Raw genomic sequence first — 17,416 nt, 5'->3', positions numbered from 1 at the left:
ACGGAGAAGGCTAGGTGGGCCAGGCGACGGTTGTCCTGGTGAAAGTGCGTAGGTGGTGTTTGTAGGCAAATCCGCAGACACAACGCTGAGACACGAGACGAACGCACCACGGTGCGGAAGTCATTGATGCCCTGCTTCCAGGAAAAGCCTCTAAGCTTCAGATTACAAGTCATCGTACCCCAAACCGACACAGGTGGTCGGGTAGAGAATACCAAGGCGCTTGAGAGAACTCGGGTGAAGGAACTAGGCAAAATAGAACCGTAACTTCGGGAGAAGGTTCGCTCTTGATGGTGAAGTCCCTTGCGGATGGAGCTGTCGGGAGTCGCAGTGACCAGATGGCTGGGACTGTTTATCAAAAACACAGCACTCTGCAAACACGAAAGTGGACGTATAGGGTGTGACACCTGCCCGGTGCCGGAAGGTTAATTGATGGGGTTAGCGCAAGCGAAGCTCTTGATCGAAGCCCCGGTAAACGGCGGCCGTAACTATAACGGTCCTAAGGTAGCGAAATTCCTTGTCGGGTAAGTTCCGACCTGCACGAATGGTGTAACCATGGCCATGCTGTCTCCACCCGAGACTCAGTGAAATCGAATTCGCCGTGAAGATGCGGTGTACCCGCGGCTAGACGGAAAGACCCCGTGAACCTTTACTACAGCTTGGCACTGAACATTGAACCTACATGTGTAGGATAGGTGGGAGGCTTTGAAGGCGTGACGCCAGTTGCGCTGGAGCCGTCCTTGAAATACCACCCTTGTATGTTTGATGTTCTAACGCAGGGCCCTGAATCGGGCTCGCGGACAGTGCCTGGTGGGTAGTTTGACTGGGGCGGTCTCCTCCCAAAGAGTAACGGAGGAGCACGAAGGTTGGCTAATCCTGGTCGGACATCAGGAGGTTAGTGCAATGGCATAAGCCAGCTTAACTGCGAGACGGACAGGTCGAGCAGGTACGAAAGTAGGTCATAGTGATCCGGTGGTTCTGAATGGAAGGGCCATCGCTCAACGGATAAAAGGTACTCCGGGGATAACAGGCTGATACCGCCCAAGAGTTCATATCGACGGCGGTGTTTGGCACCTCGATGTCGGCTCATCACATCCTGGGGCTGAAGTCGGTCCCAAGGGTATGGCTGTTCGCCATTTAAAGTGGTACGCGAGCTGGGTTCAGAACGTCGTGAGACAGTTCGGTCCCTATCTGCCGTGGGCGTTGGATGATTGAAGGGAGTTGCTCCTAGTACGAGAGGACCGGAGTGAACGAACCTCTGGTGTTCGGGTTGTCACGCCAGTGGCACTGCCCGGTAGCTAAGTTCGGAATCGATAACCGCTGAAAGCATCTAAGCGGGAAGCGAGCCCTGAGATGAGTCATCCCTGACCCCTTGAGGGTCCTAAAGGGCCGTTGGAGACCACAACGTTGATAGGTGGGGTGTGTAAGCGCAGTGATGTGTTGAGCTAACCCATACTAATTACCCGTGAGGCTTAACCATACAACACCCAAGAAGTGTTCTAAGGCTTGTAGCAAATAGAACGAACTACTCAAATTCAGTGATAGTGACAAGCCAAGCGCAACATCACTACTCACGTCAGCTTTCTCAGATTGAAGAATTTGCCTGGCGGCCATAGCGCCGTGGAACCACCTGATCCCATGCCGAACTCAGAAGTGAAACGCGGTAGCGCCGATGGTAGTGTGGCATTCGCCATGCGAGAGTAGGACACTGCCAGGCACCCAATTTCAAGATTACGCCCAGCGTGGTCTTTACCGGTTAGTGTGCTGATATGGCTCAGTCGGTAGAGCGCATCCTTGGTAAGGATGAGGTCCCCAGTTCGATTCTGGGTATCAGCACCATTTTCAAGTTAGTTTTAAAAGCTTTTGCCTGACGGCAATAGCGCCGTGGAACCACCTGATCCCATGCCGAACTCAGAAGTGAAACGCGGTAGCGCCGATGGTAGTGTGGCATTCGCCATGCGAGAGTAGGACACTGTCAGGCACCTATTTAGAAGAGGCCTCCCATTCGGGAGGCCTTTTTGCATTTCTGTGTTCCAAAAATCTGCCATGCCACCGGGATTTTAGTAAAAGTGCTGGGCTATCAAGGGATTGCCCGTTACTCTTTAGCCGTTGCCGATTAACACGTGATGCTGCCAGCGAGGTATTGATGGCTACGTTGAAGGAAATTGCACAGGAAGCGGGGGTTTCTCTCGCCACGGTATCCCGGGTACTGAACGAGGATCCCAGCCTGAGCGTCAAGGAAGAGACCAAGCAGCGGATCTTCGAGATTGCCGAGCGGCTGGAGTACAAGACCAGCAGCGCCCGCAAGGGGGTACACAAGAGCAAGCTGCACTTTCTGGTGGTCTATGCCTATCCCCAGAGTACCGAGGTCAACGACCCTTACTATCTCGCTATCCGTTATGGCATCGAGACCCAGAGTGCCCGCCTCAATATCGAACTGACCCATCTCTACAACTGCGGTGAAGGGCGCGAACTGAGCGCCGTGGATGGCATTCTGGTGGTCGGTACCCTCACAGCCGAGCGTCTCGTCCAGCTAAGGGCTTGTTCCAGCCAGCTGGTGTTTGTCGACTGCCGTTCACAGGGAGAGTTCGACTCGGTCGATGTGGATCTCGCTCTGATCAGCCAGCAGGTAGTCGATTACTTCATCGCGCAGGGGCACCAGCGTATCGGTTATATCGGTGGCCAGGATGAGAATCCGGACCTGCGTGAACTGGCTTTCCGGGATTATGGCCAGCGGCTGGGGGTGGTGCAGGAGAGCGATCTCTATCGTGGGGACTTCTCTAGTGCCTCCGGCTACCAGTTGGCGAAGGAGATGCTGGCCGGCGATTGGCCCAAGGCGCTGTTCGTCGCCTCCGATTCCATCGCTATCGGTGTGTTGCGTGCCATTCACGAGAAGGGATTGGCGATTCCCCAGCAGATCGAGCTTATCAGCGTCAACGATATTCCGACTGCCAAGTTCACCTTTCCGCCGCTCTCCACGGTGCGGATCCACTCCGAGTTGATGGGCTCCCAGGGGGTCAATTTGCTGGTTGAGCGGCTGCGAGACGAGCGGGATATTCCACTCCGGGTGCTGGTACCGAGCAAGCTGACCCTGCGTGGCACCACTCGCTGATTTTAGTAAAATATTCTGCTTTTTAGTCGCACCATCTTGCGGTGGTGCGACACCTCTCCCTAGCAAACCTCTTTCCCATATCATCCAACAACTTCATATCATATTGTTTCATAGTTGATTTTATTGTAGCTCAGCCAGCTACTATCAACATCCATGCCACTCATCCATATCTTGTCCTCCTTTATCTCCCGCTTCTGATCTCGCTCACAAAACCATCTGTCCATTGTGATCAGGTTTAAACTTTACCAATCCAAAGCTGATATTTAGTAAATGTTTATCTAGAGTTTACCCAGTTAACGTTGCCTTGTTCCGGGAGGACATGTGAATAACTGGGAAAACGTCCAATTCGTTGGTGAAAACAGGCTGGCCCCGCGCGCCTACTTCTTCTCTTATGCCGACCACGCGCTGGCGGCCACCATGCAGCGCGAGCTGAGCCGCCGTTTTCTGAGCCTTGGCGGCCAGTGGCAGTTCCACTACTTCGACCACCCCCTGCAGGTGCCGGAGGCCTTCTATCACAGCCCCATGAGCGAGTGGGGCCAGATCACCGTGCCCAACATGTGGCAGATGGAAGGACATGGTCAGCTGCAGTACACCGACGAAGGTTTTCCCTTCCCCATCGACGTACCCTTCGTGCCGACCAACAACCCCACCGGCGCCTATCAGCGCAGCTTCATGCTGAGCCCAGCCTGGGACGGCGAGCAGGTGATCATCAAGTTTGACGGGGTGGAGACCTACTTCGAGGTCTATGTGAACGGCCAGTATGTCGGCTTCAGCAAGGGGAGCCGTCTCACCGCCGAGTTCGATATCAGTGCCTACGCCAAGGTTGGCGAGAACCTGCTGTCGGTACGGGTGATGCAGTGGGCTGACTCCACCTATATCGAAGATCAGGACATGTGGTGGATGGCGGGGATCTTCCGCGACGTCTATCTGGTGGGCAAACCGGCCACCCATGTGCAGGACTTCTTCATCCGCACCGCGCTGGCTGATGACAATCAAAGCGCCACCCTGAGCTGCGATATCCAGCTGGAAAATCTGGGGGCGGCAGCCCGTGAGCACCGTCTGGTCTGGTCACTGCTGGATCAGGGCAGCGAGATCGCCAGCGGCTCGCTCGACCATCTCGCCATCGACGGCAAGTGTGACTGCCGCTTCACGCTGGATCTGGCCAATCCCCATCTGTGGAGCGCCGAAGATCCTTACCTCTATCAGCTGCAACTCTCCCTCTACAACGGTCAGGGCGAGCTGCTGGAAGTGATCCCGCAGCGGGTCGGGGTGCGTGAAATCAAGGTCAAGGATGGCCTCTTCTACGTCAACGGCCACTACCTCAAGCTGCACGGGGTGAACCGTCACGACAACGACCACCTCAAGAGTCGCGCGGTCGGCATGGACCGTGTTGAACGCGATATCGTGCTGATGAAGCAGCACAACCTCAACTCGGTACGTACCGCCCACTACCCGAACGACCCGCGCTTCTACGAGTTGTGCGACCAGTACGGTCTGTTCGTGATGGCGGAGACCGACGTGGAGACTCACGGCTTTGCCAACGTCGGCGATCTCAGCCGCATCACCGACGACCCCTTCTGGGAGCCGGTGTTCGTGGATCGCATCGAGCGCCACGTGCATGCTCAGAAGAACCACCCCTCCATCATCATCTGGTCGCTCGGCAACGAGTCTGGTTACGGCTGCAACATCAGAGCCATGTACCAGCGTTGCAAGGCGATCGACCCGACCCGGCTGGTGCACTACGAAGAGGATCGCGATGCCGAGGTGGTGGATGTGGTCAGTACCATGTACTCCCGCGTCTCCCAGATGAACTGCTTCGGCGAGTTCCCGATGGCCAAGCCGCGCATCCTCTGCGAATACGCCCATGCCATGGGCAACGGCCCGGGGGGGCTTAGCGAGTACCAGCAGGTGTTCGACCGCCATCCCCACATTCAGGGTCACTACATTTGGGAGTGGTGCGATCACGGCATGGGATCAGGACGAGCAGGGACGCCCCGTCTACAAGTACGGCGGCGACTATGGCGACTACCCCAACAACTACAACTTCTGCATGGATGGCCTCATCTATCCGGATCAGACCCCGGGGCCTGGCCTGCGTGAATACAAGCAGGTGATCTGCCCGGTCAAGGTGCGGGCGCTGGATCTGGCGAGCGGCAAGCTGGCGGTGGAAAACCGCTACTGGTTCTCCACTCTCGACGATATCCGCCTGTTGGTCGAGATGAAAGCCGAGGGCGAACTGCTGGGCAGCCAGCAAATCCGGTTGGAAGGGATTGCCCCCGGTGCCACCACAGAGTTGCAGCTCGAACTGCCATCCCTCGATGGGCGGGAAACCTTCGTCCAGCTGCGGGTCATCAAGGCCAATGCCACCCGCTACAGCGCGGCGGAGCACGAGCTGGGCCAGTACCAGTTCCAACTGAAGGCATCGACTCGCCAGCTGCAGCCCTTTGCCAACCCCAACGCTACTGCGCTGCAGATTGCCGACGAGCGCCTCGACCTGACCTTGAGCGGCAGCGGCTTTGCCCTGCGCTTCTCGCGCCTCGACGGCAAGCTGGTGAGCTGGCAGCAGGATGGTATCGAGCTCATCGAGCGAGCCCCACGCCTCACCTTCTTCAAGCCGATGATCGACAACCACAAGCAGGAGTACGAGAGCCTGTGGCACCCGAACCACCTGCAGATCATGCAGGAGCACTTCCGCACTCTGAGTTGGCGTCAGCTGGGTGACGCGGTCGAGGTGACGGTCGAGAGCCTGATCGCGCCGCCGGTGTTCGACTTCGGCATGCGCTGCCGCTACGTCTACACCCTGAGCCCGAATGGCCAGCTGCACGTGGCACTCTCCGGCCAGCCCTACGGCGGTTATGACGACATCATCCCCAAGATCGGCTTCGAGCTGGGCATTCGTCAGGATCTCGACCGGGTGCACTACTACGGCATGGGGCCGGGTGAAAACTATCAGGACAGCCGCCAGAGCAACTGGATCGACAGCTTCCAGAGCACAGTCGGCGAGATGTGGGAGCACTACCCCTTCCCGCAGGACAACGGCAACCGCCAGCAGGTGCGCTGGGCGACCCTGACTAACCGCCACGGCGCCGGTCTCTACGTGCGACCCGATGCCCCCATCAACCTGAGCGTCTGGCCCTACAGCTGGGAGCATATCCACGCGGCGCAGCACATCAACGAGCTGGAACCGAGCGGTTATCTCACCCTCAATCTGGATCACAAGGTGCTGGGGCTGGGCTCCAACTCCTGGGGCTCCGAGGTGCTGGACTCCTGGCGGGTGCGCTTCGAGCCGTTCAGCTTCGGTCTGACCCTGCTGCCCATCGCCCGTGGCAACCTCAATCCGGCTGCGCTGGCCGGGCTCGATCTCACCATCAACGGCGGGAGGAACCTCGCATGATCACCCTGGACAACCTGACCCTGTTCAAAAACATCTACCGGGAGGGCAAGAAGTGGGGCCGCTGCGTGGAGGCCATCAACAACCTGCCGAACCTCAAGCCCGGTATCTGCCACTCCATCGGTGACTCCCTCACCTACCGCTTGCAGGAGGGGGCCAGCCCGGCCACCTCTTTGTTCGAGGGGCAGCGCCGCTACTTCGACGTCCACTACTACCTGGAAGGAGCAGAGATGGTGGAGTGGGCCCCCAAATCGGAGCTGGCGGTCGAGCAGGCCTATGACGATACCACCGACCGCGAGTGGCTGGCCGGTGAGGTGCGTGAGCGCCAGCAGGTCGGCAACGGGCAGGTGGTGATCTTCGAGAACGACGAGGCCTACCGCTTCGTCGGCGATGCGCCGGTGCGCAAGGTGATCATCAAGGTCACCGTCGAAGGCGGCTACTTCAAAAACAAATAACAAGCTGCCGGTTCTGCACTGATAAAAGCCGGAAGGGCGGGGCTCACCCTACAAATCATACCCCGCCCTTTCGCTGCAATAACTACAGGTCTGGAGATGCACCATGTCTGATTCCAAACGCAATACGATAGGCAAGTTTGGTCTGCTGTCGCTCACCTTCGCGGCGGTATTCAGCTTCAACAACGTCATCAACAACAACATCGAGATCGGTCTGGCCTCGGCCCCGATGTTCTTTCTGGCCACCATTTTTTACTTCATTCCGTTTTGCCTGATCATTGCGGAGTTCGTGTCACTGAATAAGAACTCCGAAGCGGGCGTCTATGCCTGGGTGAAGAGCTCCCTCGGCGGTCGCTGGGCCTTCATCTCCGCCTACACCTACTGGTTCGTGAACCTCTTCTTCTTCACCTCGCTGCTGCCGCGGGTCATCGCCTACGCCTCCTATGCCTTCCTCGGCTACGAGTACATTCTCACCCCGGTGGCGACCACGGCATTGAGCATGGTGCTGTTTGCCTTTGCCACCTATGTCTCCACCAACGGCGCCAAGATGCTCGGCCCCATTACCTCGGTGACCTCGTCCCTGATGCTGCTGCTGACCCTCTCCTACATTCTGCTGGCGGGTGCGGCACTGGTGGGCGGCGTGCAACCGGCTGACCCCATCACGGTAGAGGCCATGGTCCCCGATTTCAGCTGGGCCTTCCTCGGCATCACCACCTGGATCTTTATGGCAGCCGGTGGCGCCGAGTCGGTGGCGGTCTACGTCAATGACGTGAAAGGTGGCTCCAAGTCCTTCGTCAAGGTGATCATCGTCGCCGGGATCTTTATCGGGGTGCTCTACTCCATTGCATCGCTGTTGATCAACGTGTTCGTCCACAGCGACACCCTGAAATACACCGGCGGCTCGGTGCAGGTGTTCGAGGGGCTGGCAGCCTACTTCGGCCTGCCGGAGATCCTGATGAACCGCTTCGTCGGGCTGGTCTCCTTCACCGCCATGTTCGGCTCCCTGCTGATGTGGACCGCGACCCCGGTGAAAATCTTCTTCTCCGAGATCCCGGCCGGCATCTTCGGCAAGAAGACGGTCGAGCTGAACGAGAACGGCGTGCCCGCCCGTGCAGCCTGGATCCAGTACCTCATCGTGCTGCCGCTGATGGTGATCCCGACCCTGGGCTCCAACACAGCGCAGGATCTGATGAACACCGTCATCAACATGACCGCCGCCGCTTCCATGCTGCCGCCGCTGTTCATCATGCTGGCCTACCTCAATCTGCGCCTGAGGCTCGACCACCTGCCGCGGGATTTCAGGATGGGTTCGCGTACCACCGGCATCGCCGTGGTGTCGGTGCTGATCGCCATCTTCTCGGTGGGCTTCCTCGCCTCCACCTTCCCGACCGGCGCCGACATCATGACCATCATCTTCTACAACGTCGGTGGGATCGTGATTTTCCTCGGCTTCGCCTGGTGGAAATACAACAGATACGAGGCCTCCCTCAGCGCCGAAGCGCGTGCCAAAGAGGCCCAGCCGACAGCGCAGGTTGCCATGCAGACGCCATAGCCACTGCATTGAATTCCAATCAAACCGGGTGGCCGTTGGCCACCCGCAAACCGTTGAACCAGAAAAGGAAAAGAGAATGAGCGAGACGATCGAGTTTGCCGAATTCAAACGGGTCGAGATGAAGGTGGGCAAGGTGCTGGAGGTGGTGCGCCACCCCGGGGCCGACAAACTCTACATCGTCCAGATCGACGTGGGTGGCGAGCGGCCGCTGCAGACCGTCACCAGTCTGGTGCCTTACTACAGCGAAGAGGAACTGATGGGCAGCGAGGTGGTGGTACTGACCAACCTCAAGCCCACCAAGATGCGCGGCGAGCGATCCGAGTGCATGTTGCTCTGCGCCGAGACCCCGGACGAGAGCCAGAGCGTACTGTTGCAACCGCGGGTGCCGATGGCGCCGGGCACCCCGATCGTCTGAATGGTATTGCGAGCCGGTGCGGGAGACGGCACCGGTTCACCAACGAGGCCGTCCACGCGGCCCGATCATAAAAAGAGAGTAAAGCGCGGGGCCGACAGACCCTTGCCGAACACATCACAGAGTCACAGCGTTACCCGCAGGGAGCGCAAGTCCACTGGAGGACACCATGTCTGAATCCGTACGCGGCACCATAGGCAAGTTTGCCTTGTTGTCGATGACCTTTGCCGCCGTGTTCAACGTGCGAAACATCGTCAACAACAACATCGAGCTGGGGCTCAGCTCCGCCCCCATCTTCCTGCTGGCGACCATCGTCTACTTCATCCCGTTCGTCTTCATCATCGCCGAGTTCGTCTCGGCCAACAAAAACTCCGAGTCGGGGATGTACGACTGGCTTAAAAAACCGCTCGGCACCCGGATGGCCTATCTGGGCTCGTTTCTCTACTGGTTCGTAAACCTGTTCTGGTTCGTCTCATTGCTGCCCAACGTCATCGCCTACGCCTCCTACGCCATGCTGGGCTATGAGTACAGCTTCTCGCCCATGGTCACTTCGATCATCTCCATCGTGCTGTTTGCGGCGGCGACCCATATCTCCACCAAGGGGGCGAGCTGGCTCGGCAAAATTGCCGAGATCGTGGCCTACGGGGTGTTTGCCCTGTTCGCCATCTATGTGCTGGGTGCCCTGATGGCTCTGAGTGGCGATCATGTGCCGGCCCAGCCCATCACCCTGGAGGCGATGACTCCCACCGTCAACTGGGCGACCCTCGGAATCATGTGCTGGATTTTCCAGGCGGCGGGCGGTGCCGAGACGGCAGCGGCCTACCTCAATGACGTGAAGGGCGGCCAGAAGTCCTTTATCAAGGTGATCATCAGTGCCGGTATCGTCATCGGTGCCATGTATGCGGTCGGTTCCCTTTTGGTGAACGTGTTCGTACCGCGCGAGAGCCTCACCTATGCCGGCGGCATGGTGGAGATCTTCACCGGCATGGCCCAGTACTTCGGGCTTTCCGAGGCGCTGGTGGGCCGCTTCGTCGGCGTGGTGCTGTTCATCGCCATGTTCGGCTCCATGATGATGTGGACCTCGGCGCCGGTGAAGATCCACTTCTCCGAGATCCCGCAGGGGGTTTACGGCGAGAAGACCACCCAGCTCAACGAGCACGGCGTGCCGGTGCGCGCCGCTTGGTGGCAGTTTGCCTTTGTATTCGTGATGCTGGTGGTCAACGGCTTCGGTTCCGAGTCGGTGCAGCAGATGATGAACACCGCCATCAACCTTACCGCCGGCACCGCCATGTTGCCGCCGATCTTCATCATGGTGGCCTACTTCGTGTTCCGCTGGAAACATGACGATACCCCCCGTGACTTCCGTATGGGGTCGCGCAAGTTCGGGATGGGCGTGGTGTCGGTGCTGATCGCCATCTTCGTGGTGAGCATGAGTGCCTCCGCCTTCCCGGCCGGGGTGGATCTGGTGCGCGCCTTCTTCATCAACGTCTTTATGACCGCGGTCTTCTCGGCGCTGGCCTACTGGTGGATCTCCCGCTTCGAGAAGCGGCAGGCTCGCAAGCTCGCCGGCAATGAGAAGAAAACCGGCAACGGCAAGCTGGCCAGCCAGCGCTGATCGGCAGAACGAAAAAGCGAGACGGGCGGCCTGGGTCGCCCGTTTTTTTATCCATTTCGCGCCGGTTTGGCGCTATCTGGCCGCGGCTCATCAACTTCCGCTATTCGACAAAGCAAAGGCGTTAAGCATTGATGAACAATTAACCGCTGCACAACGTTGCGCCTCTCCGTTATCGGGGTAAGCTGGAGGTTCGTTTTAGCGGGAGGTGCCAGACATCTCCCGCTCTGTTTCTTGTCCTCCCCAATCCTGACTGTCGCCACGGCTGCAGGATGCCCTTCTGATGGAGACCTTTCGTGCGTCTGGATCCCTTTACTGTTGTGCTGATTGCGGTGGTCACCCTGGCCTCCCTCTTTCCCTGCGAGGGGCAGGTGGCCGTCTGGTTCGGTCTGCTGACCAAGCTGGCGGTGGCGCTCTTGTTCTTCATGCATGGCGCCAAGTTGTCGCGCCAGAACCTGCTGGCGGGCCTCGGTCACTGGCGGCTTCATCTGGTGGTGATGCTCAGCACCTTCGTGCTCTTTCCGCTGCTCGGGCTGCTGCTCACCCCGCTGGTGCCCAGCTGGCTGAGCCCGGCCATCTACCTCGGCTTCCTCTATCTCTGCGCTTTGCCAGCCACCGTGCAGTCGGCTATCGCCTTTACCTCGATGGCAGGGGGCAATGTGTCGGCGGCGGTGTGCAGCGCCTCGGCCTCCAGCATCCTCGGCATCTTCCTCTCGCCGGTGCTGGTGGGGATGATGATCCACGTGCAAGGGGAGGGGATCGACACCTGGCACTCCATCCAGTCCATCATGATGCAGCTGATGCTGCCGTTCGTGGTGGGCCACCTGTCGCGCCCGCTCATTGGCCGCTGGGTCGACAGCCATCGGCCGCTCATCGGCAAGCTGGATCAGAGCTCCATCCTGCTGGTGGTCTATGTCGCCTTCAGCGAGGCGGTGGTACAGGGGATTTGGCACCAGGTTGGCTGGTACGATCTGGCCAGTATCGTGTTGCTGAGCTGCGTCTTGCTGGCGCTGGTGCTCTGCTGGAACGTCTGGATCAGCCGTCGCCTCGGTTTCGACAAGGCGGACGAGATCACCATCGTTTTCTGCGGCTCGAAAAAGAGCCTCGCCAACGGGGTGCCGATGGCCAACGTCATGTTCCCCGCCGCCAGCGTCGGGGTGATGGTGCTGCCGCTGATGATCTTCCACCAGATCCAGCTGATGGTCTGCGCCGTACTGGCGCGCCGCTATCACGAGCAGGGGCATTGATACTCGCGCCGTTTTTACTGCCATAACAAGAGGGAGGCCCGTTGGCCTCCCTCTTCTCATCTGCATGCCGACCGGCGGATTAGCGTTTGCGCCAGACGGTCAGCTGCGCCACCGTGTGCTGGTATTTGCGGGCAGTCTCGCGGATGACGAAGGGCACATCCCGCGGCGGGCAGTGCTCCTCGAACTCCGCCGCCAGCAGCCGTTGCAGCGCCTGATAGGTGGTGAGCGCCTCGCCGTTTTCGCGAATGCCGCCGAGCCAGTTGGCGGGCGGGGTATATTCCGCCAGCCAGGTATAGGGGCTGGTGAGCACCAGCAGGCCACCGCTGCGAAGCCGGGGTGCTATGTCCCGCAGGAAGCGAGCGGGCTCCCGCAGCCGGTCGATCAGGTTGGAGGCGAGCACCAGATCGTAGTGGTCATATTTGGGCTTGAGGTTGCAGGCATCCCCCTGACTGAAGTGGATGCGCTCAGCCTGACTTGCCCCCAGCCCGTGGCTCGACAGGCGCGCCTCGCAATACTCCACCAGTTCACCCTCCAGCGGAATGGCGTAGCGGAAGCTGTCCTGGCTGGCGAGGGCCAGCGCCACATCGATGAAGCGGGCCGAGTAGTCCACCCCGTCCACATGCTGGAAGTGGCGAGCCAGTTCGAAGCTGGCGCGGCCGGTGGCACAGCCGATATCCAGTGCCCGCTGGTGGTTGCTGCACAGCTCGCCAGCAAGATCAGCAAGCGTCTTGGCGTAGTTGGCTACCCCGAAGTGGCTCGGGCCGTACTGGAAGTCGAGGTACTGAGCGACGAGCGTGTCGGTTTCATAGGGATTCACGATAACGGGTTCCTGATAACGGGAGACCAGATAGCGGAAACCCGCATGCTGGAAGAAGTGACGCCGAAAGGCGTAACGGGATGATTTGAGCGCTTCGTTACCCGTGCTGATCCAGCTGCCCCCCTTGATCAGGGTGTGCTTGCCATCAAAGGTGGGGGTGGAGAAGTCGTCGTAGAGCGGGTGGATTTTAAAGCCGTCGAAGCCATCGATGGCGGTGCTGGTCCACTGCCAGACATTGCCCACCAGATCGAAAAACTCCCCTTGCGGGCAGGCATCCACCGGGCAGGAGGAGGCGAAGCGGGCCAGATTGATATTGCCGGGGGCCTGTGTCCAGTCCGGCTGATCGCCGGGTAGCTGATCGCGCAGCAGCATCCACTCCGCCTCGCTCGGCAGCTGGATGGGGAGTCCGGTCTGGGCCGCCTTCCAGCGGCAGAAGGCGGCCGCCTCCAGCTGGTTTACCTCGACCGGCCAGTCCCAGGGCATGGCGACCTGCCCGGTCATCAGCCGCAGTTGCAATTGCCCGGGTTCGGCGGGGTCGCCGACCCAGAAGGTGGGCATCTGCGCCTTGGCGTACTGGCACCAGCCCCACCCTTCCTCATCCCACCACTGTTGCTGGCCGTAGCCGCCCGCCTGGACGAAGGCGAGGTACTCGGCATTGCTCACCAGCATGCGGCTGGCCTGAAACGGGGCCAGCTCGATATGGCGCTCGCCATATTCGTTGTCCCAGCCGTAGGTGGCGTCCCGCTTGCCAAGGCGCACCTTGCCGCCAGCCACCGGCAGCAGGTTGTTGGCGGGCACCTGATCAATGCGGTGGCGGGTTTCGGTACAGGCGGGCCAATAAGGCTGCGGTCGCACCCAGGCGAGCGGCAGCTGGCGGATCAGCACGCTGGAGGTCTCTAGGTGGATACGCTCGTGCTCTATCCCCATCAGGATCACCCAGGCCGGGCTCTGCCAGTCGATGGGCAGGGTGAGCGGCATCTGGCGGATGAAGTCGCACACCAGCGTACGAACTTTGGCTCGATAGCTGCGCAGCTCGCTGACCTTGGGCCAGTCGTAGTGGGTCTCGTCCAGATCGTCCCAGCTCATCTCGTCCACCCCGATGGCGACCATGGCCTCAATGCGGGCATCCAGCCGCTGATCGATCAGGCGTGCCGCCAGCAGCTTGTTGATAAAGAAGGCGGCGGTGTGGCCGTAGTAGAAGATGAGCGGATGGCGCAGCGGGATCGCCTTGTTGAACCAGGCCCGCTCATCGGCCAGACAGTCGAACAGCGAATCGTAGAGATCGAAGGTCTGGCAAAAGTAGGTGAGCAGCTCGCGCCGTTTCTGCTCGGGATCGCTGCCGGTCAGCAGCGGGGTGCGAGTCGGTTCCGGCAGACCGGTGGCGGTGGCATAGAGAGGGCTTGCTTGGGTCACGCTCTGACTCCTTGTTGGCAGTGAAGACTGACAAGACAGTGGTAATGACATTACCGCAATGGAGAGCTTGGTACGCACGAAGTACCACTATTGGCTCAACAGACCGGCAGGACAATTAAAAACTTCCACGGGCTGTCAGCATAGTGACCGGCAGGACGACCCGCCAATCAGCCACAATCATATCCGTTCGAGAATGGTTATTTTCACCAAAATATGGTCTAAATGGCTCTCTTAATTCTTCGTTCTGTTCTGGGTGAAAAAGTTATTTCCTTTTGAATCATTAGGTTAATTTTTGGCTCGCGCTTTGCATAGCATGAAAACCAATTGGCCCTGGATGGCCAACACATAAGGAGGAGAGTAGCGATGAAATGGATGATGGTTGTCATGTTGATGGCAGGGCTCAGTGGTTGTCACTGGCTGGATCAGACCAGAGTGACCGGAACGGGGGCTGTGGTCGAGCGCCAGCAGACGCTCGGTGACGGGGTGACCCGGGTGCTGGCGGGTGTGCCTGCCACCCTCCATCTGGTAGCGGGGGAGCCGCGCGGTATCCTGATCAAGGGGCAGGAGAACCTGCTGCCCTATCTGGTGCTGACCGAGAGCGGCGACAAGCTGGAGATCGAGGTGAAGGAGGGTTACCGGCTCGAGCCTACCGAGCCGCTGGAGCTGACCATCACCTTGCCGGTGTTGAACGAACTGGCATTGGCCGGGACCGGCAACGGCGATCTGAGCGGCTTCAAGGGCGATGAGCTGGTGCTGTCGGTGGCCGGTACCGGTGACATCGTCGCCAGTCAGCTGGAGCTGAAACGGCTGGAAGGGAATATCGCTGGCACCGGCAGTCTGGAGCTGGGCAGCGGTTCGGCACAGGCTATCGAGCTGAACATTGCCGGTGCTGGCGATGTGCTCGGGAGCGAGATGCGCGGCAACGAGGTAGAGGTCAATATCGCCGGCAGCGGTGATGTGGCGGTGCGGGCGCAGGAGACGCTGAAAGTCGGCATCGCCGGTTCAGGCAACATCGCCTACTGGGGCGATCCCAAGGTGGAGCAGCAGATCATGGGCTCCGGCGGGGTGACCCGCGTGGGCAGCTGATATCAACCGATCACCACAACTGGAACAGGCCCGCAACGGGCCTGTTTTGCTTTTTCCAACATGGCGCAACTCACCGTGCCATTTGTGCAGATCCTGCATAAGTGATGTTCCGGCCCGCCGGTTTTTCAATACATCCCGCTCCCTAATAATGCGCCTCATCCGCTACGGCGAACTTATCTACTACTGAGGCGTCACTGATGACTACATCATTACCTTTTGCAAATGCCGTGCTCGATGATCAGGCTCTGGTCAGCGGGCTCAAATCCATTAACCCGACCTGGGGCGACATGACGGTTCGCGTGGCTGGTGAAGCCTGGGGCATGCCGCAGCTCGACCAGAAGACCAAGGCGTTCATCACCATCGCCATCGACCAGATGGCCCTCAACGTCAGCGGTGAAGGCAACCCCTTCGCAGCTCATGTCGATATGGCTCTCAAGCAGGGGGCGACCTGGCAGGAGCTTGAAGAGCTGATCGTCTTTGCATCCGTCTATACCGGCTTCAACAAGGGGGCGACCACCATGGGGGCGCTCAACAAATTGCGCCACGAGCGGGGGGATATCTGATGGCCATTCCAGGACTGAAAAAGCCGGATCATATCGGTTTTACCGTGCCCAATCTGGCAGAGGCTATCGCCTTTTTTCGCGACCACTTCGATTTCGAGCTGGCCTATGAGTTCGGGCCTTTTGTGGCGAGTGACAACTGGATGGCGGAGCACCTCAACGTGAATGCCCGCGCCGAGATCACCCGCATTGCGGTGATGAATGCCAAAGGGATCAATCTGGAGATCTTCGAGTACGCCAGCAATATCGAGCGCAACCTCAAGGCTCCCAACAACGCCGATATTGGTGGCCATCATCTCGCCTTCTATGTGGACGACATGGCGGCGGCAGTGGCTTACCTGAAGGAGCAGGGGATCGCCGTGCTGGGCGAACCGACCTGCATGACGGAGGGGCCGACTGCAGGGGAGTCCTGGGTCTATTTTCTTGCGCCATGGGGCATGCAACTGGAGCTGGTCTCCTATCCGCAGGGCAAGGCCTATAGCCGTCAATCACCCGTCGCCCTGTTTGATCCACGATGAACGCGCTCCCGGTTTTGCTCATCGTGATGGCCGGCATGGGCCTCTCCTTCGAAGCGGGCCTGCTGGGCCCGCTTGGTGAACAGGTGGGCCATCTGTGGGCCACCCTGAGCATCTTCGGCGTGGGGGCTGCACTGCTCTGGCTGATCCGTTTCTTCACTGTACGGGGGACATCCACAGGGTGGCATGGGGTGCCGAAATGGCAGCTCATCGGTGGCTTGCTCGGCCCCGTCTATGTGGTGGCACTCACTCTCTCGACCCCCATGCTGGGGGTAGCGATGACGATGATCTGCGTCCTGCTGGGGCAGGTGACCAAGAGCTTTGCCATCGACTACTTCGGCTGGTTTGGCATGCCGAAACGGGCAACCCGTCCCCTGCGGCTGGTGGCACTTGGCTGCATCGCGCTGGCGCTGCTGTTTACCTATCTGGGAGCAAACTGATGGTGCTGATTATCGTGTTGGCCATCGTCTCCGGCATGGCGCTCAGCGCCCAGGCGGCGATCAATGGTCAGTTGGGATCGCGGGTTGGAGTGGTGCAGAGTTCGCTGCTCACCTTCACCATGGGCACTGTGGTGACCGCCCTGCTGATCTTCTTCTTTGAGCCGCCCTATCAGGCGACCCTGCTCAGCGTGCCGAAGTGGCAGCTGGCCGGTGCCCTGTTCGGCATTGTCTACATGGTGGTGATGGTCGCGGCCATTCCACGGGTAGGGGTCGCCATCGCCACTGTGGCCACCATTCTGGGCCAGATGGTGATGAGTCTGGTGATCGATACCATGGGCTGGCTGGGCAATGCCCCCATCCCCCTCAACTACTGGCGCCTTGCCGCCATGATGGCCGTCGCTGCGGCGCTACTCTGCATCTATCTGGCGAACCGACAACAGGAACAAGTAAATGAGTGAACAGGCAACAACCCTGATGGTCTTTTTCAATCTGAAACCGGGGACGAACGAGGCGGATTATCTGGCGTGGGCACGGGAGGTCGATCTGCCCACCGTGAACCGGCTCAACAGCGTCACCTCGTTCGAGGTGTTCAAGGGGCTGAAGATGCTGGGGCAGCAGAGTGCGTCGCCGTGGGACTACTTCGAAGTGATCCGCATCGAGTCGGAGACGCAATTTCTGCAGGAGATCCTGAGTGCGCAGATGCAGCAGGTTATCCGGCAGTTTGAGGCCTTTGCCACGGATGCCCGCTTTATCTGCACCCGGGACATCACCACGCTGTAGCTGGCTCGCCAGTGGTGAAGGGGATACCAC

General features: G+C 59.5%; 13 protein-coding genes, 1 tRNA gene, 3 rRNA genes and 1 pseudogene (1 of these 18 cut by a window edge). 17 read left to right on the top strand and 1 reads right to left on the bottom strand.

The genetic code is table 11. The annotated features are described in order from the left end of the window. From ACTG20_RS00850 to ACTG20_RS00800, 11 genes and pseudogenes are all read left to right on the top strand, one after another. A 23S ribosomal RNA gene (locus ACTG20_RS00850) occupies window positions 1–1,477 on the top strand; it begins 1,413 nt to the left of the window's first position. A gap of 122 nt (window positions 1,478–1,599) precedes the next feature. Then, a 5S ribosomal RNA gene (rrf, locus tag ACTG20_RS00845) occupies window positions 1,600–1,714 on the top strand. A gap of 46 nt (window positions 1,715–1,760) precedes the next feature. Next, window positions 1,761–1,836, top strand: a tRNA-Thr gene (locus tag ACTG20_RS00840). A gap of 27 nt (window positions 1,837–1,863) precedes the next feature. Next, window positions 1,864–1,978: ribosomal RNA gene (rrf, locus tag ACTG20_RS00835) — 5S ribosomal RNA — on the top strand. Window positions 1,979–2,143: 165 nt separating this feature from the next. Then, window positions 2,144–3,109 carry a transcriptional regulator EbgR gene (ebgR, locus tag ACTG20_RS00830; RefSeq protein WP_005342046.1) on the top strand — a complete coding sequence of 322 codons (966 nt, stop codon included), beginning with the start codon at window positions 2,144–2,146 and terminating at the stop codon, window positions 3,107–3,109. Window positions 3,110–3,430: 321 nt separating this feature from the next. Continuing rightward, a pseudogene (ebgA, locus tag ACTG20_RS00825) lies at window positions 3,431–6,503 on the top strand (beta-galactosidase subunit alpha). Then, window positions 6,500–6,955 (top strand): beta-galactosidase subunit beta, encoded by a 456-nt coding sequence (locus ACTG20_RS00820; RefSeq protein WP_194494752.1) that lies wholly within the window; start codon window positions 6,500–6,502, stop codon window positions 6,953–6,955. The pseudogene ebgA and the gene ACTG20_RS00820 overlap by 4 nt, the downstream one beginning before the upstream one ends. Window positions 6,956–7,058: 103 nt before the next feature. After that, window positions 7,059–8,504 carry an amino acid permease gene (locus ACTG20_RS00815; protein WP_194494751.1) on the top strand — a complete coding sequence of 482 codons (1,446 nt, stop codon included), beginning with the start codon at window positions 7,059–7,061 and terminating at the stop codon, window positions 8,502–8,504. A 76-nt stretch (window positions 8,505–8,580) separates the two neighbouring features. Beyond that, the gene (locus ACTG20_RS00810; RefSeq protein WP_005342042.1) at window positions 8,581–8,919 is read left to right on the top strand and encodes a tRNA-binding protein; all 339 of its coding nucleotides are present in this window, start codon (window positions 8,581–8,583) and stop codon (window positions 8,917–8,919) included. Window positions 8,920–9,085: 166 nt separating this feature from the next. Then, window positions 9,086–10,531: an amino acid permease gene (locus ACTG20_RS00805; protein WP_194494750.1), complete on the top strand. Its 1,446-nt coding sequence runs from the start codon at window positions 9,086–9,088 to the stop codon at window positions 10,529–10,531. 293 nt (window positions 10,532–10,824) lie between these two features. After that, window positions 10,825–11,775, top strand: a complete 951-nt coding sequence (locus ACTG20_RS00800) for a bile acid:sodium symporter family protein (protein WP_058056266.1) — start codon at window positions 10,825–10,827, stop codon at window positions 11,773–11,775. 79 nt (window positions 11,776–11,854) lie between these two features. Here the strand turns inward: ACTG20_RS00800 and ovoA are convergent, their stop codons facing one another. Further along, a complete protein-coding gene (gene ovoA, locus ACTG20_RS00795; RefSeq protein ID WP_194494749.1) occupies window positions 11,855–14,005 on the bottom strand; it encodes a 5-histidylcysteine sulfoxide synthase in 2,151 nt (716 codons plus the stop codon). A 363-nt stretch (window positions 14,006–14,368) separates the two neighbouring features. Between ovoA and ACTG20_RS00790 the strand changes: the two genes are divergently transcribed. The 6 genes from ACTG20_RS00790 (at window position 14,369) to ACTG20_RS00765 (ending at window position 17,386) form a co-directional block, all read left to right on the top strand. Then, window positions 14,369–15,091, top strand: a complete 723-nt coding sequence (locus ACTG20_RS00790; protein WP_194494748.1) for a head GIN domain-containing protein — start codon at window positions 14,369–14,371, stop codon at window positions 15,089–15,091. A 197-nt stretch (window positions 15,092–15,288) separates the two neighbouring features. Beyond that, entirely contained in the window at window positions 15,289–15,654 is a 366-nt protein-coding gene (locus tag ACTG20_RS00785; RefSeq protein ID WP_042010292.1) for a carboxymuconolactone decarboxylase family protein, read from the top strand. Then, the gene (locus tag ACTG20_RS00780) at window positions 15,654–16,169 is read left to right on the top strand and encodes a VOC family protein (protein WP_042010294.1); all 516 of its coding nucleotides are present in this window, start codon (window positions 15,654–15,656) and stop codon (window positions 16,167–16,169) included. The genes ACTG20_RS00785 and ACTG20_RS00780 overlap by 1 nt, the downstream gene beginning before the upstream one ends. Then, window positions 16,166–16,606 (top strand): DMT family transporter, encoded by a 441-nt coding sequence (locus tag ACTG20_RS00775; protein WP_042010297.1) that lies wholly within the window; start codon window positions 16,166–16,168, stop codon window positions 16,604–16,606. The genes ACTG20_RS00780 and ACTG20_RS00775 overlap by 4 nt, the downstream gene beginning before the upstream one ends. Beyond that, window positions 16,606–17,064, top strand: a complete 459-nt coding sequence (locus ACTG20_RS00770) for a DMT family transporter (protein WP_033114721.1) — start codon at window positions 16,606–16,608, stop codon at window positions 17,062–17,064. The genes ACTG20_RS00775 and ACTG20_RS00770 overlap by 1 nt, the downstream gene beginning before the upstream one ends. Continuing rightward, on the top strand, window positions 17,057–17,386 hold the full coding sequence (locus ACTG20_RS00765) for a hypothetical protein (protein WP_194494747.1): 330 nt from the start codon (window positions 17,057–17,059) through the stop codon (window positions 17,384–17,386). The genes ACTG20_RS00770 and ACTG20_RS00765 overlap by 8 nt, the downstream gene beginning before the upstream one ends. The last annotated feature ends 30 nt before the right edge of the window (window positions 17,387–17,416 follow it).

The organism is Aeromonas sp. 84A (genome assembly GCF_051919345.1).
GTDB classification, from domain to species: domain Bacteria; phylum Pseudomonadota; class Gammaproteobacteria; order Enterobacterales; family Aeromonadaceae; genus Aeromonas; species Aeromonas veronii.
Note: the sequence above shows the minus strand (reverse complement) of the source record. Positions and strands in the feature narration are given on the sequence as shown.

Coding starts and splice junctions, on each gene's coding strand:
- ACTG20_RS00785 (WP_042010292.1), top strand. CDS start 15,289: ATGACTACATCATTACCTTTTGCAAATGCCGTGCTCGATGATCAGGCT.
- ACTG20_RS00815 (WP_194494751.1), top strand. CDS start 7,059: ATGTCTGATTCCAAACGCAATACGATAGGCAAGTTTGGTCTGCTGTCG.
- ebgR (WP_005342046.1), top strand. CDS start 2,144: ATGGCTACGTTGAAGGAAATTGCACAGGAAGCGGGGGTTTCTCTCGCC.
- ACTG20_RS00770 (WP_033114721.1), top strand. CDS start 16,606: ATGGTGCTGATTATCGTGTTGGCCATCGTCTCCGGCATGGCGCTCAGC.
- ACTG20_RS00820 (WP_194494752.1), top strand. CDS start 6,500: ATGATCACCCTGGACAACCTGACCCTGTTCAAAAACATCTACCGGGAG.
- ACTG20_RS00780 (WP_042010294.1), top strand. CDS start 15,654: ATGGCCATTCCAGGACTGAAAAAGCCGGATCATATCGGTTTTACCGTG.
- ACTG20_RS00775 (WP_042010297.1), top strand. CDS start 16,166: ATGAACGCGCTCCCGGTTTTGCTCATCGTGATGGCCGGCATGGGCCTC.
- ACTG20_RS00805 (WP_194494750.1), top strand. CDS start 9,086: ATGTCTGAATCCGTACGCGGCACCATAGGCAAGTTTGCCTTGTTGTCG.
- ACTG20_RS00765 (WP_194494747.1), top strand. CDS start 17,057: ATGAGTGAACAGGCAACAACCCTGATGGTCTTTTTCAATCTGAAACCG.
- ACTG20_RS00790 (WP_194494748.1), top strand. CDS start 14,369: ATGAAATGGATGATGGTTGTCATGTTGATGGCAGGGCTCAGTGGTTGT.
- ACTG20_RS00810 (WP_005342042.1), top strand. CDS start 8,581: ATGAGCGAGACGATCGAGTTTGCCGAATTCAAACGGGTCGAGATGAAG.